The following is a 13,905-nucleotide window of genomic DNA, read 5'->3' as shown; positions in this document are numbered from 1 at the left end:
GTCTTAGGCTCCGATTACGACTTCTTCTGCAGGTGGACGCATGTTGTAATTCGAACTCATGCAATGCCCATAGGCCCCTGTATTGGCAATTAAGATAACATCTTTTTCTTTGGTGTCTGGAAGGAGGCGATCATGGCCTAGTGTATCGCCAGACTCACAGATAGGGCCTACAATATGAGCAAATGAAGTTTTTTCTTCCTCGAGTCGTGATAAGTTTACAATTTCATGATAAGAGCCATACAAAGCAGGACGAAGCAAAGAGTTCATGCCTGTTTCAATCCCCACAAATCGCACTTTTCCTTTTTCCTTACATTGCGTGACTTTAGCAAGAATAACCCCACTTTCAGCTACAAAATATCGTCCAGGCTCAAGCCAAAAAACTAGTTTGGAATATTGAGACTTCACAGCGTTTAACGAAGCATCCAATGCCGCTAGATCTAATGGTTGTTGGCCAGGTTTTTCTACAACACCTAATCCGCCACCTAAATTAAGGATCGTAACATTCGGAAATCGCTTCGCTTCTTTTGCTAACATTATGGCAGTTTCTTGCCAGAGATCGGGAAATAAAATCCCGCTACCCGAATGAGCATGTAATCCAATAACACGAATATTATGGGCTTCAGTAAGCTCTTGCACCCTATCTAAGCTATTACGAGGAATACCAAATTTAGACTCATTTCCTCCGGTACAAACATATTTATGATGACCCGCACCAACGCCTGGATCAATTCGTATTAAAATGTCTTGTTCTTTAAAAAGTTCTGGCCAATGCAGAAGAGGGTATAAGCTATCAACCGTAATATAACAACCTAGTGATATTGCATGTTCATACTCTTCGCGAGCTGAAAAATTAGGGGTAAATAATAACCGTTTGCGGTCCAAATTAGGAAATTGCAGAAGAACGTGGTTTAACTCATGAATTGAAACGCACTCAAAATTGATACCTTTATCATGTAATGTACGCAATATAGCAGGATGGGGGTTGGCTTTGATTGCATAAAACAATTGATCGACTGAGTGAACGCTTAGCAATTGTTCGGCCTTTTGGGCTTGAATATCTAGATTGTAAACATAGCAAGGAGAATGTTTGGCTGCAATCGACAATAACTGCTCCTGTTCTTTTTTCCACCACTGTTGGGAGGGTTCGTTGTGCTCCCCAAACTCTTCATGCCAGCTTTTGGAATAATAGAAACTTTGTGGGTTATTTTCAATCAGTAACGTATGTAACTTTTGGCATAACTTATCGGCCTGGGCTTCTTCCACCACAAACGTCAAATTCAAATCGTTTGAAGCGAGTGACATCATATAAACTTGCTGAGCTTCAAACACCTCAAGGGTTGGTCCGAGTTGCGGTAGAACAGTACGAATGCGATGCCCCACCAAACTGACAGCACTGCAGGGTTCAATCACTTTGGCACGTCCAAATTGATTTAAATCGTTAATAAGCGCATCTAAAGCACTTCGATCACGAAGTTTGGCATTTACATCTAAGGACAAAGTGACGTTAAATTCAGAAGAAGACAATAAATCCACTGAAAAACCATGCTGTTTAAAAGTCGAAAACACATCAGCTAAGAAGCCAACTTGTTGCCACATATTTAAGGTGTCTATGGAAATGAGCGTAACACTATGTTTGGCCAAAATGGATTTAATGGGAGGGGCCGAATCATCACTTTCTTGGGAAATGCGTGTGCCATGGTGTTCGGGCATTCGAGTGTATTTTACCGCCATTGGGATCCCAGCACGTCGAACAGGGGGTAAACAATTTGGATGCAGTACTTTTGCTCCCATTGAAGCTATTTCTTGTGCTTCATAGTAATTTAACTGCTTAAGAAGCCTTGCGTGGGGTAACTGATGAGGATTAGCCGTGTAAATGCCTGGTACATCCGTCCAGATTTCACAAAGACTTGCTTGTAAAATGGCGGCCAGCAAAGCGGCTGATGTGTCTGAACCGCCACGCCCAAGTAAAACTGTTTCTCCTTCGTTGTTTGAGGCAATGAAACCTTGAGTGATAATAGCATCAGCGCCGCTATTCAATAACGCTTTGGCAAGCCCAGGGTTCGGCTTTTCAGCACAGCGTGCTGCAAGATAATTGATGGCTTCGCCTCCAGCGATGGGTGTTGAAACTAGGGCTTTACGTGCATCAAACCACTGGCTTTGGATGTTTTTAGTGTTTAAAAACGCATGGCCCAGACGGGTCATCATTAATTCGCCAAGGCTTAAGATTTTGGCGCGTGTTTTTGCTGGAGCTTCTTTAAGAAGGGCGATACCAGTTAGTAATTGCGACAAGAGGTTTAGTTCATCTGCAATTAAATCAGAACTCACTTCTAATGATTTGGCTAAATTAAAATAGTTTGTTTTGAGCTCAGATTCCAAAGTGTGGTGTTCATTGAGTAAAGCCGCATCCACCATTTTTTCAAGCATGTTTGATGCTTGGCTTAAGGCAGAACAAACAATTATTGGTTGCGAACCGTTTTGAATGTGCTTAAGCGTTATAGCGGCTATATGCTCCCAGTTTTCTCGGGAAGAAACACTTGTGCCGCCAAATTTAGTGATAACTTGTTGCATAATATTCCCGTGCAAAATTAGAGCACATTAGCATGGACTTAATAGACTATACAAGTGTTTGCCCACGGTAATCGTCATGGCTTTTAGGGGTTAATTCAAGAAACGATAGGAAAGAAGCAAAGTTTACCATGATGACTGATTAATGCCTTAGTAATGTAATTTATAAACAGTAACTTAAGATATTTTACGTGAATAGTTTGAAAAACGTTTTCATTCATTTATTATCAGTTGTTCTTAATGTTTTTTGGATTATATCTTAGGAGTAGGGAGTGAAGAGAATGCAAACACCACGTAGAACGTACCTAAGTACGGCCATCCTTGCAGCGTTGGCTAGCAGCGCGGTTCATGCCGGTGGTTTTTCCTTATACACAGAAGGAAGCGGTGCAGCAATTGGTAATTATGCAGCCGGTATTGCTGCGGAAGTTGCAGATGCTTCAATTGGTTGGTACAACCCTGCGGGCTTAGTATTCCTTGATAAAGAACAAGTTGTGCTCAGTGGTGTAGGTGTTTTCCCCAGTACTAAATTAAGTGGCACCAGCACATTTTCTACACTAGGCTTACCTCCGTATGTTCAAACCTTTAGCGGTTTAGAAGCCTCTGTGGATGCATTAGTACCTGCATTCCATTACGCATTGCCTTTAAGTGATCGAGCAGCATTTGGTCTTAGTGTGGTGTCTCCTTTTGGTCTTTCAACCGAATACTCCACAACCTCTCCTGTGCGTTACGCAGCGACCTTTACGGAGTTATTAACCGCCAATCTATCGCCTGAGTTTGGTTATAAACTGACGGATAATTTTTCGGTGGGAGCGGGGTTAGATTGGCAATGGTCGCAAGTGAAATTTAATCGCATGCTAGGTACTCCAACGGCGTTACAAGCCCAATTGCTCCCTCCAACACTATTGGATTCCTTAAGTTATAATAAAGGACATTCTACTGGAGTAGGCTTTCATGCGGGTGCTCTCGCCATGTTTAATGATCAACACACCCGAGTTGGTTTAAATTACCAGTCGAAAATGCATCATGTTTTCCATGGGTTTAGTGAGTTACGTGGGCCTTTAGCAGATGCCGCCTTGACCGATGCCCAGGCTGTTTTACGTAGTGATGGCTTATTTAGTAACGAAATCCATTTCCCAGAAGTCATTACGTTAAGTGGTTATCACGACGTCACCGATAAATTAGCTTTACTCGGTTCAGTCGTATTTACAGGTTGGAACGTATTTCAAGAAACGCAACTGAATAATGTCGCTGCTTTTTCTCCTTTGGTAGGTCAAATTGTTACTAACAGCACAACTGAGCAAAATTACCGAGACGCTTGGCGTTTTGCTCTTGGGGCGAATTATCAAGTGAATGATCAATGGATGATGCGAGTCGGTGGTGGATATGATCAAACTCCAACCGTTGATGTTGAGCGTGATGTAAGATTACCTGACGCTAATCGTTGGGCTCTTTCCATCGGTTCCCATTATCAATATAACCCTGCATTAGGCTTTGATATTGGTTATACCTATTTATTTGCTGGAAGTGAAACAACAGTGAACAAGACCGACTTACTGGGTACAACATCGTCCTACAATGTGAATGCACGTGCTAAACCACACGCTAATTTAGTTGGATTACAAGCTGTTTGGACGATTGATAAAGAGGTTGTTAAAACGAAGTAAACTTGATTCCCCGCCACAGAGTGTGGCGGGTTTGTTTTTTAAGCACCTTTAGTAAATGCAATTTCACCTGGTTTAATAACTGTCATTTTGTAACCATTTGCGCTTAATACTTTAGGATTAATATCTCCTGTAGCAAGATTCAACTCAACAACGCCCAAAGTCGTTTGTGGTGTGGTATTTAATGCGATTTTAGCAGGACAAATGCCTGGTTTTGGTGTGTTCATGCATAAGATTCTCACGGAAACCCAGCTCACGCGCTTGACCGCTCCAGGCGCTGTAGGCTGCTGTGGAATATCCAGATTAGGGCCTAAATAAGCTTGGCTTGATACGTCTGTATTATTATGACTGACCAGTTCAGTTGGAGGTAGTGCAAATGAAGCAGCTGCAGCTAAACTTAAAGAAGCACCGATTAGCGCTTTAGTAAATCGTGACATAGTTTCTTCTCCTGATAACAAATTTATAGCAAATTAGCCTCCTTAATATAGGGGATTGTCCTATTGGAAACAACAACTATACCCGTAATCTTTCAAAATATGAGATTTTAGAGGCATTTATTTTCTTCAACTTTGAGCGTGGATTGCTTAACACAAAGCTAAAAAAGACTTATAATTGGCATTTTGTAAAATGAAACGACAAGATTTTTATTTTGAACTCCCTGAACGCTTAATCGCGCAATATCCACTGGATAACCGCTCTGACTCAAGACTGTTAACCTATACGCGGGCACGAAAGGAATTTGCCCATCATCAATTTAAATCGATCCTTGATCTGCTTGAACCAGGTGATCTCTTGGTGATGAATGATAGTCGCGTTATTCCCGCTCGATTTTATGGTCGAAAGCAAAGTGGGGGTAAGGTTGAGTTTTTAGTCGAACGACTCATGAATTCAAGTCAATTCTTAGCTCATATTAAAGCCAGCAAATCTCCAAAAGCAGGCAGTCTCATCGACCTTGATCAAGGTTGGCGGGTTGAAATTACTAACCGTGAGGATGATTTGTTTATATGCTCCGTTAACGGCGATGTAGATTTGATGCTTGCGCAAATTGGCCATATGCCTTTGCCCCCTTATATAAATCGAGATGATGAAGCTTTGGATTTAAATCGATATCAAACGGTTTATGCGCGTCATAACGGTTCAGTCGCAGCTCCAACTGCCGGATTGCATTTTGATGAGCCTTTACTAATTGCTCTTAAAGAAAAAGGTATTGGAATCGCTTATTCAACCTTGCATGTTGGAGCGGGTACATTTCGCCCATTGCGTTGCGATGACATAAAAGATCACAAGATGCATCGTGAGTTTTATTCTGTAAGTGAAGCGCTGGCGAATGCCGTTAATCAAGCTAAATGCGAAGGCCGACGGGTGATTGCAGTAGGTACAACAGCCTTAAGAAGTCTTGAAAGCGCGGCAATCAATGGTGAGCTTAAAGCAGAAAGTAGAGATACCGATATATTTATTTATCCTGGATATTATTTTCAAATTTGTGATGGGTTAATTACTAATTTTCATTTACCGGAATCAACCCTGCTTATGTTGGTGGCGGCTTTTATTGGCTATGAGGCAACCATGGAGATGTATCGAATTGCAATCGAACATCAGTATCGATTTTATAGCTATGGGGATGCGTGTTTATTATTGTAACACTATCATGATGATTACTTTAAATGCCTACGTTCCATGCTTTATGCAGGGAATCCAGCTCCGAATTTCATTCAAGATCGCTAGATGCCCTGTATAAAGCAGGGCAAGTAGGCAAAAAAAGCGTGTAATGTTCAAAAATTAGATACGTTTGTCTTGAATGCCTATGAAAAAATAGTAAATGTTTAATTGATGGAAACAGATATGAATCAAAAAAAATTGCTTGGAAAACCACAATTTATTCCTCTTGTTTCTACGGTAGCAGGCCGTGCATTAACGGCCGAAAGCTGGTCAGCCGCTGGAGTTCGAGTTTTATCTTGCTCATTAGAATCCTTACTCATGAAGCCAGGATACGACACACTCTTAAAATTAACGCATCTTAAACGCTATTTAGCATGGCCTCATCAATTGGTTTTAAACGCCTCTTTACCTAAGCGAAAAAGCGAGACCTTTTATACAGTTCGCTCAACTTACGATGGAAAAGTAACTCAACTGACACTCTTGCAATTAGTTAAACTTTCCCTTTCGTTAGATCCTGATATATTAATTTTGCCAAAGCTTTCCGCATACGAATTTGAATCAATTCAATCTTTCTTACCCAATCATAAAGAGATTTTTCTTACCTTTTCTGACGCAGAGCAACCATCCGATTACGGTTATTATTATCCTATTGATGAAGCGAATGCTTTACTTGATTCCTCTGAATTTGCACCCAATCGATCGTATTATCTAGCTGGATCATTCAATGTTTATGATTTAACCAAGTTGGCTGCAAAGGGGGTGGCTTATCTGGAGTCCGATAAACCGGCTTCGGATGCCATGCAAGGAAAGTTGTATACAGAGAAAGGAATGCTGGATATTACTGAAACAGTGAATGAGTTTAATTTTGAGCCAGTAGAATCGGATTGTTTTTGCACGAGTTGTAAAAAAGGATTTTCGCGTGCTTACTTTCACCACTTGTATTCTCAAACACCGCTATTATGTCAACGATTATTAATTGAGCACAATATTCATTATTCTCAGGCCAAAGTTCGTGCAATCCATTTACGCCAGGTCTAAATCTCGATATTATGTCACGCTAATAAGCGGCCTACGTCTTTCAGTTTTAATCTCACAGTATGTTGATGGGATTTAAAGGTCTTCAGTTAGAACTGGATTCGTTATATAGGCTCTGTGTTAATAAGCGTACTGTATTTACAGTCTTTGTATTGTGTCTGTATCGAGGAGAACCACATGAGTTTTTTTATTAGTAGTGCGATGGCGGCCCAAGCTGGTCAACCAGCTCAGGCTGATGGCACGTTTTCTTTAATTATGATCGCAGCTATTTTTGTATTATTTTATTTCATGCTCATTCGCCCTCAGAATAAGCGCGCTAAAGAACATCGTGAATTAATCAGTAATTTGAAAAAAGGCGATGAAATAATCACGAGCGGAGGTATTCTCGCTAAAGTTACAGCGCTTGAAGAGCAGTATATTAAAGCCAACATTGCTGAAGGCATTGAGATAAACATTCAACGAAATGCAGTCAGTGCTGTATTGCCCAAGGGAACTTTGAAATCACTTTAAGCTTGTCATAGAGACCCACCCATGCAAAATAAATACCCTCTTTGGAAAAACCTGATGTTGGTGTTTATCACCGTCATTGGTCTAATTTATGCGATTCCTAATCTGTATAGTGAGGATCCTGTTGTCCAGATTTCCTCTGAAAAACCAGTGGATCCGCATGCATTAGAACAGGAAGTCAAACGCTTGCTTGATAAAGCAAAGCTAAAATATCTCGGTATTGAAACGCAAAAAGATGGCATTGAGGTTCGCTTTGCATCAACCGATAATCAATTACTAGCAAAAGATGTGATTCGAAGCGGTTTAGATAAAGACTATACCGTGGCGTTGAATTTAGCGCCATCGACTCCTTCCTGGTTAATGGCTATTGGTGCCGAACCCATGAAACAAGGATTAGATCTCCGGGGTGGGGTGCATTTTCTTTTAGAGGTGGATGTCGATAGCGTGATAAATCGTCGCTATGAAGGCATCATGAAAAGCATTAGCCAGAACTTACGTGAGGCTGGTATTCGATACTCTGGTATCCGATACATGGCAGATAAGGGCGTGAAGGTTCGGTTCCGTAGTCAAAATATTATGGAAAACGCCTACTCAGAGCTTAGTGATAAAATGCCTGGTCTAAATTTCACGAAATCTAAAATCACGATGGACATTACGGCCAGTTTAACAACTAGTGAGCTAAGCACTATTCGTCAAAACACCATTGAACAAACCATGAGCATTTTGCGTAATCGCGTGAATGAGCTTGGTGTGGGTGAAGCGGTCGTACAACAGCAAGGCGCAACTCGTGTGGCGGTTGACTTACCTGGTATTCAAGATGCTGCACGTGCTAAACAAATTCTTGGTGGTACTGCCACACTCCAATTTCACTTGGTTGATCAGGAAAATGATCCAGAGATTGCTAAGCAAACGGGTGCCGTTCCAATCAATAGCAAATTATATATGATGGATGGGCAGCCCATTCTTTTAAAAAAACAAGTTGTTTTAAGTGGGGATTCAATTACTAGCGCTGTATCTAGCTTCGATCAACAAACGGCGTCACCCGCTGTGCAAGTTCAACTTGGTGGTGGAGGTGAAACCTTTTTCACAAAAGTTACTCGTGAAAATATTGGTAAACGCATGGCCATTGTTTTCGTCGAAAGCAAAACTCGGCTGGAAGAAGTTGGCGGCGAGACAAAACGCGTGACCACACGAGAAGAGCGAGTTATTAGTGCCCCGGTCATTCAAAATGCACTAGGGAATAATTTTCAAATCACAGGACTTAAAGACACCAAAGAAGCAAGCAATTTGGCGCTTCTTCTGAGGGCAGGTGCATTACCCGCAGCCATTTATCCGATTGAAGAACGAACGGTTGGACCAACTCTTGGGAAAGAAAACATTCGTCGTGGAATCATCTCGTTAGAAGTGGGCATGGGCCTAATTTTAATTACCATGCTGGTGTATTATCGATTCTTTGGTCTCGTTGCAAATATTGCGTTACTGCTTAATTTAGTATTGTTGTGCGCAGTTTTGTCTTTAATTGGTGCAACGTTAACTTTGCCGGGTATAGCGGGAATTGTGTTAACCGTTGGTATGGCTGTGGATGCAAACGTATTGATTTATGAGAGGATACGCGAAGAGCTTCGAGCGGGGTTATCGCCTCAGGCGGCTATTTTTGCAGGGTATGATCGCGCATTTGCTACGATTATTGATGCCAATATTACTACGCTTATTGTTGGTTTGGTGTTGTTTGCGATAGGTACTGGGCCTGTACGTGGTTTTGCCATCACATTATCTATTGGCTTATTAACCTCCATGTTAACGGGTGTTACTTTTACTCGCGCCATAGTTAATTGGTATTATGGTGGGCGTAACGTAAAAAAACTATCGATCGGGATATAAAGGCTTACCTAAGTTAACTCGCGTTCGACCTAGGCAAACCCATACTATGAAAATACAGAATAATACGTTGTCATTGCGAACGAAGTGACGCAATCCATTATGAAATCCTAACGAAGCATCGATCTGGATTGCTTCACTTCGTTCGCAATGACGGCATTTTAATTTTATTTGCAGATAGTATGCGTTTGACGTTAGTTCTTACATTTACAAGAGAGGTTTAGATGGAATTATTTAATCCAAATTCCAATGTGGATTTTATGGGAGCGCGCAAATGGACCGCGATGTTTTCCATTTTGATTTTTATTGTTTCAATCGCTGCTTTAATTATGAATGGGTTACACTGGGGGCTTGATTTTACTGGTGGAACGCAGATTGAAGTATCTTATAACGAGGCCGCTAATCTTCCTGAAATTCGTGAAAAATTGTTTGAAGCAGGCTTTAGAGAAGCGCAAGTGGTTAGCTATGGAACTTCAAAAGATGTTTTAATTAGCATTGCTCCAAGAACAGATATTGATCAAACATTGCTGGTTGATAAGGTTATGGAAAAATTACCAGGCGCAACCAAGCAGCGTGTTGAATTTGTAGGCCCCCAAGTCGGAAAAGAACTCGCGACGAAAGGTGCATTAGCTATTATTGTCTCTTTATTAGGAACGATGATTTATATTGCGCTCCGATTTGAATATCGGTTGGCGTTTAGCTCAGCAGTCGCCTTGATTCATGATCCCGTTTTAATCTTGGGCGTGTTTGCTATGTTTGGGATAGAGTTTGATTTAAAAGCGCTAGCCGGATTATTGGCTGTCATTGGTTATTCGCTTAATGATACCATTGTTGTATTTGATCGCGTGCGCGAGAACTTTATTAAGATCCGTCGTGCAAGTCCTGTGGACATTATGAATACCTCCATTAATCAAACCTTGTCACGTACTATTATGACTTCGGTACTAACCTTATTTGTCGTAGTCTCCTTGTTTGTGTATGGTGGTGAATCTATTCATGGGTTTGCGTTAGCATTAATTATCGGTATCGTGATTGGAACTTATTCATCGATTTACGTAGCAGGAGCTCTAGCTGTAAGCATGGGGCTAGATAGAAAAGATTTCATGCCCGTCCAGCGCAAAGAGATTGATGAGCGCCCATAGTATATACTTCGCGCAGCTACAAATAAATCAAAATGTCTACGTTCTGCGCTTTATGCGCGGAATCCAGCTCTGAACTTCATTTAAGAACGACTGGATCCCTGCATAAAGCAGAGCAAGTAGACAAAAAAAGCTGTTTTCTGTCGAACTCACGTTAACTAAGAACGGTCTTTTACATTCAAGGCAACAGTTGATATAAAGAACTAATCTTCTAACAACGTATCAATTTTGGCAGCACAGATGAAATCGTTCTGCGTTAAGCCATCTAACGCATGCGTGGTAAATGTCACATTGCAATAATTGTATCCAACTTCTAGATCAGGATGATGATTTTCAACGTTTGCAATCCACGCAATGGCATTTACAAAGGCCATGGTTTCATAAAAGTTTTTAAATGAAAATTTGCGATGTATCTGTTTATAGTCAATTGAAACCTTCCAAGTCTTATTCAACTGCGGTATAAGATTATTAATTTGCTCTTCATTTAGAGCTGATCCGATACCTTCACAGGCTTCGCAATGTTTCGTACTTAAATCACTCGTCATAGTTTTTCCTCATTAAGACACTCTTCTAATGCATCCAAGAATCGAATATTTTGCTGCATGGTGCCCACGGTAATCCGTAAGAAGTTATCCATGCGATAGGGATGAAGAGGACGAACAATAATGCCATATCGAAGTAAGCTTTGATAGAGTGGGCCTGCGTCCTTCTTAAAATCCACTGTAATAAAATTGCCTGATGATGGAAGGCAGGTGAGCTTTAATTTTTTTAAGCCCGCTTTTAATTGTGCTAGCCCCTGCTGATTAAGCGTTAAGGTTTCGTGAATAAATTGCGCATCGTCTAAAGCGGCATTAGCCGCTACCAAAGCTGCACAATTAACAAAAAAGGGTGGACTAATTTTTTTTAGTAACGAAGTGACTTCAGCTCTCGCAATGGCGTACCCTAAACGTAATCCAGCCAAGCCATAGGCTTTTGAAAACGTTCGCGTGATAATTAAGTTAGAATAATGCTGTAACAATTCGATGCTGTCATTTTGTGGAGTCTCTGAGTTATATTCAACATACGCTTCGTCCAATACTAAAAATGTTGACTCAGGAATATGCTCAAGTAAATAGATGATATCACGATTTTTTACAGGCACTCCTGTCGGGTTATTGGGATTGGGGAGAAAGATAATAGCCGTCTTCTCATCGCATGCTTTTGCCATAATCTTGATATCTACGGCCCATTGATCATCTACTGGTGTTGAAGTTACAGGAACTCCTAAAATTTTGGAATAAATAGCATACGAGCTGAATGCATACTCATGTGTTAAAACTTGTTTTTCCTGATGTAATGCAAAACAGTTGATAATTAGGGGGAATAGCATATCTGTACCGTTTCCCAAGGTGATCATATCGGTTGGAACACCTAGCTTAGCACTGAGGTTTTGCAATAATGGGCTGTGATAGGGCGATGGATACATTGCAATAGCATGGCCTGAAAGCGCTGACAGTGCTTTGGTCACTTTATGGCTGCAACCCAGTGGATTTTCATTGCTTGCCAATTTTATGATGTCGGTCAGCCCAAGCTCATCAGCCAGTTGTTCGACTGATTTGCCAGGGATATAGGGAGAAAGCGTTTGAATCCCAGAATGAGGGAGCAAATGATAATCGCAAGCCATAAGTCTTTCTCCTGAAGATTTATTTAAAGGCTACAGTGCCAAAAGTTACATAAAATCTATACAGCATCGACCAGGCATAAGTCCTGATTTATCATCTGAAATTAAGTTCATTCCTAATATATTAACGAACACTGGATTAAAAATAAATTGTACAAGGGCATTATGATTGCCTATAAATAGATATTGCACTTCAGGGGGTGTACAAGCTATTCTATGCATGGACCAACCTCAGGATGAACAATGCACCAAACTCATGGATTTTCTTTAACCGAAGTGTTGATTTCATTATGTTTAATCACCACGACTTCACTGGCTTTATTACATCAGCAATGGCAAATTACCCGCCTGTTTAATCAATTTCATCTTCAAAGTAGTGCTTTAAACGAATTAGACTCCTTGTCTGAAGAGCTTAAGCAGCAAGTTTCTGAAGAAGCAATCTTTCAATGCACCATCACAAACCATCAAAAAAAGACCGAACTAGAAATTACTTGGTATGAGCCATCTGTTCAAGGTAACTATCCTCGTACTCTTAAGCGAAGTTTATTTTTAGGATGAAACAATATCCATTAGGTTTTAGTCTGACAGAATTATTAATAGGGCTCTTTTTATCGAGTGTCCTTATTTTGCTCTTAGTCAATCAATTCCTAAGTATTAAACATCATGTTCGCTTTATAAACCAAGCGATTGAACAAGACATGGAGCTACAACTCATCAAGGATTTGTTTCGCCATAGTATTCATCACGCTGGCTTTACACCCTGTTTGAATTTAGAACAATTAGTTACAGCCGATCGAACTCAAAATGATCAAAAATTAAGTGCGCTGTATATTGATGCGAATGAACCTCGATTGCAGATTCAACGAATGCATGAATCTTATCAAGTTATTGAGTCCATATTAAGTGAACAAACGATTTTAACTCTTGCCGATTTTAAAGCTAAACAACAGGTGCTGATCGCAGATTGTTATCATGCAGAAGTTCATCAAATTCGCCGAGTTGAGTCCTATGGTGCTACAAAGCGAATGACTTTTGAAAAGCCATTATTATTTAATTTTAAAGAACCAATTTATATCGGTGGGTGGATTAACGAGGCGTATTTCATCCACCGTAACCACCATACTTCATCTCTACTCTATAAACAAAACCATTCGGAGGAACTTTCTTCTTTAGTTCATTCAATGACGGTTTCATTAGCTGACCACCCTTTGGGCAAAGTGGTGCGAATAACCCTTGAGCTTTCTGATGAACAAAAAAAACAATTTAGCGTTCGCCTGCGATAATCAGGGCGTAATTTTTTTAACGACTCTGTTCATGTTGGTGGCGATAACAGGCTTGGTACTGTCTTTAATGCAAGCGATATTTCTATATTCTAAGTTTAATAACCAAAATCTAGTCCAGCATGAAGCAATGTATCAATTAGAAAGTGCTGCAAATCGTATTACAGCCAATCTCAATCATCAGTCAACAAAAGCTTGTGTCAGTCAGGATGCTCATCCTAATGCAGCAATAAACAGTCTTTCACAAAAAGGGTGCAGCTTACCCATAGAGGGGAAACATGTTAATTTTTTAATTAATGACTTAGGCAGTTTTCCTTGCGTATTAATTACGGCGGAAAAAGAAAAAGCTGGAAGCCATCATTGGCTCATCACAGTCAGCGAAGACTTCCAAACGTTTTTGCAAATACGATACGCCAATATTGATCCGGGGAGTGAATGCAATAGCGAATCGCATCGCTTCATCAATGAAGGATTGTTAAGTTGGCGTTTAATTAGAACATCTATTCCTATTTAAATGGATT

13 protein-coding genes are annotated in these 13,905 nt (G+C 40.6%); 9 read left to right on the top strand and 4 right to left on the bottom strand.

Annotation, left to right across the window (positions count from 1 at the left end; genetic code table 11):
• Window positions 1-3: 3 nt before the first annotated feature.
• A complete protein-coding gene (locus E1O41_RS03255) occupies window positions 4-2,568 on the bottom strand; it encodes a bifunctional aspartate kinase/diaminopimelate decarboxylase (protein ID WP_131775882.1) in 2,565 nt (854 codons plus the stop codon).
• A 269-nt stretch (window positions 2,569-2,837) separates the two neighbouring features.
• Here E1O41_RS03255 and E1O41_RS03250 point away from each other — a divergent pair, with 269 nt between their 5' ends.
• Window positions 2,838-4,229, top strand: a complete 1,392-nt coding sequence (locus E1O41_RS03250; RefSeq protein WP_165481090.1) for an OmpP1/FadL family transporter — start codon at window positions 2,838-2,840, stop codon at window positions 4,227-4,229.
• A gap of 38 nt (window positions 4,230-4,267) precedes the next feature.
• Here E1O41_RS03250 and E1O41_RS03245 read toward each other — a convergent pair whose 3' ends face one another.
• On the bottom strand, window positions 4,268-4,663 hold the full coding sequence (locus E1O41_RS03245; RefSeq protein ID WP_131775881.1) for a hypothetical protein: 396 nt from the start codon (window positions 4,661-4,663) through the stop codon (window positions 4,268-4,270).
• A gap of 190 nt (window positions 4,664-4,853) precedes the next feature.
• Here E1O41_RS03245 and queA point away from each other — a divergent pair, with 190 nt between their 5' ends.
• The 5 genes from queA (at window position 4,854) to secF (ending at window position 10,447) form a co-directional block, all read left to right on the top strand.
• Window positions 4,854-5,867 carry a tRNA preQ1(34) S-adenosylmethionine ribosyltransferase-isomerase QueA gene (queA, locus tag E1O41_RS03240; protein ID WP_131775880.1) on the top strand — a complete coding sequence of 338 codons (1,014 nt, stop codon included), beginning with the start codon at window positions 4,854-4,856 and terminating at the stop codon, window positions 5,865-5,867.
• Window positions 5,868-6,068: 201 nt separating this feature from the next.
• Window positions 6,069-6,923: a tRNA-guanine transglycosylase gene (locus E1O41_RS03235; protein WP_165481089.1), complete on the top strand. Its 855-nt coding sequence runs from the start codon at window positions 6,069-6,071 to the stop codon at window positions 6,921-6,923.
• Window positions 6,924-7,097: 174 nt separating this feature from the next.
• Complete coding sequence (yajC, locus tag E1O41_RS03230; protein WP_131775878.1) at window positions 7,098-7,430, top strand: preprotein translocase subunit YajC; 333 nt, start codon at window positions 7,098-7,100, stop codon at window positions 7,428-7,430.
• A 21-nt stretch (window positions 7,431-7,451) separates the two neighbouring features.
• Window positions 7,452-9,308 carry a protein translocase subunit SecD gene (gene secD / locus E1O41_RS03225; protein ID WP_131775877.1) on the top strand — a complete coding sequence of 619 codons (1,857 nt, stop codon included), beginning with the start codon at window positions 7,452-7,454 and terminating at the stop codon, window positions 9,306-9,308.
• A 221-nt stretch (window positions 9,309-9,529) separates the two neighbouring features.
• The gene (secF, locus tag E1O41_RS03220) at window positions 9,530-10,447 is read left to right on the top strand and encodes a protein translocase subunit SecF (protein WP_131775876.1); all 918 of its coding nucleotides are present in this window, start codon (window positions 9,530-9,532) and stop codon (window positions 10,445-10,447) included.
• A 200-nt stretch (window positions 10,448-10,647) separates the two neighbouring features.
• Here the strand turns inward: secF and E1O41_RS03215 are convergent, their stop codons facing one another.
• The gene (locus E1O41_RS03215) at window positions 10,648-10,989 is read right to left on the bottom strand and encodes a 4a-hydroxytetrahydrobiopterin dehydratase (protein WP_131775875.1); all 342 of its coding nucleotides are present in this window, start codon (window positions 10,987-10,989) and stop codon (window positions 10,648-10,650) included.
• Window positions 10,986-12,107, bottom strand: a complete 1,122-nt coding sequence (gene hisC / locus E1O41_RS03210; protein WP_131775874.1) for a histidinol-phosphate transaminase — start codon at window positions 12,105-12,107, stop codon at window positions 10,986-10,988. Before hisC ends, E1O41_RS03215 begins: the two co-directional genes overlap by 4 nt.
• A 240-nt stretch (window positions 12,108-12,347) precedes the next feature.
• Here hisC and E1O41_RS03205 point away from each other — a divergent pair, with 240 nt between their 5' ends.
• The 3 genes from E1O41_RS03205 to E1O41_RS03195 are packed head-to-tail and all read left to right on the top strand — an operon-like array spanning window position 12,348 to window position 13,898.
• A complete protein-coding gene (locus E1O41_RS03205; RefSeq protein WP_131775873.1) occupies window positions 12,348-12,662 on the top strand; it encodes a type IV pilus modification PilV family protein in 315 nt (104 codons plus the stop codon).
• Entirely contained in the window at window positions 12,659-13,387 is a 729-nt protein-coding gene (locus E1O41_RS03200; protein WP_131775872.1) for a hypothetical protein, read from the top strand. The genes E1O41_RS03205 and E1O41_RS03200 overlap by 4 nt, the downstream gene beginning before the upstream one ends.
• A complete protein-coding gene (locus E1O41_RS03195) occupies window positions 13,350-13,898 on the top strand; it encodes a hypothetical protein (protein WP_131775871.1) in 549 nt (182 codons plus the stop codon). Before E1O41_RS03200 ends, E1O41_RS03195 begins: the two co-directional genes overlap by 38 nt.
• Window positions 13,899-13,905: the final 7 nt, after the last annotated feature.

This window comes from Legionella impletisoli, from assembly GCF_900639875.1.
GTDB classification, from domain to species: domain Bacteria; phylum Pseudomonadota; class Gammaproteobacteria; order Legionellales; family Legionellaceae; genus Legionella_A; species Legionella_A impletisoli.
This window is presented reverse-complemented; position numbering and strand designations above follow the sequence as displayed.

Excerpts from the sequence above, each read along its gene's own strand:
- E1O41_RS03215 (WP_131775875.1), bottom strand. The coding sequence starts at position 10,989 with ATGACGAGTGATTTAAGTACGAAACATTGCGAAGCCTGTGAAGGTATC.
- E1O41_RS03195 (WP_131775871.1), top strand. The coding sequence starts at position 13,350 with ATGAACAAAAAAAACAATTTAGCGTTCGCCTGCGATAATCAGGGCGTA.
- E1O41_RS03235 (WP_165481089.1), top strand. The coding sequence starts at position 6,069 with ATGAATCAAAAAAAATTGCTTGGAAAACCACAATTTATTCCTCTTGTT.
- secF (WP_131775876.1), top strand. The coding sequence starts at position 9,530 with ATGGAATTATTTAATCCAAATTCCAATGTGGATTTTATGGGAGCGCGC.
- E1O41_RS03255 (WP_131775882.1), bottom strand. The coding sequence starts at position 2,568 with ATGCAACAAGTTATCACTAAATTTGGCGGCACAAGTGTTTCTTCCCGA.
- E1O41_RS03245 (WP_131775881.1), bottom strand. The coding sequence starts at position 4,663 with ATGTCACGATTTACTAAAGCGCTAATCGGTGCTTCTTTAAGTTTAGCT.
- secD (WP_131775877.1), top strand. The coding sequence starts at position 7,452 with ATGCAAAATAAATACCCTCTTTGGAAAAACCTGATGTTGGTGTTTATC.
- hisC (WP_131775874.1), bottom strand. The coding sequence starts at position 12,107 with ATGGCTTGCGATTATCATTTGCTCCCTCATTCTGGGATTCAAACGCTT.
- queA (WP_131775880.1), top strand. The coding sequence starts at position 4,854 with ATGAAACGACAAGATTTTTATTTTGAACTCCCTGAACGCTTAATCGCG.
- E1O41_RS03205 (WP_131775873.1), top strand. The coding sequence starts at position 12,348 with ATGCACCAAACTCATGGATTTTCTTTAACCGAAGTGTTGATTTCATTA.
- yajC (WP_131775878.1), top strand. The coding sequence starts at position 7,098 with ATGAGTTTTTTTATTAGTAGTGCGATGGCGGCCCAAGCTGGTCAACCA.
- E1O41_RS03200 (WP_131775872.1), top strand. The coding sequence starts at position 12,659 with ATGAAACAATATCCATTAGGTTTTAGTCTGACAGAATTATTAATAGGG.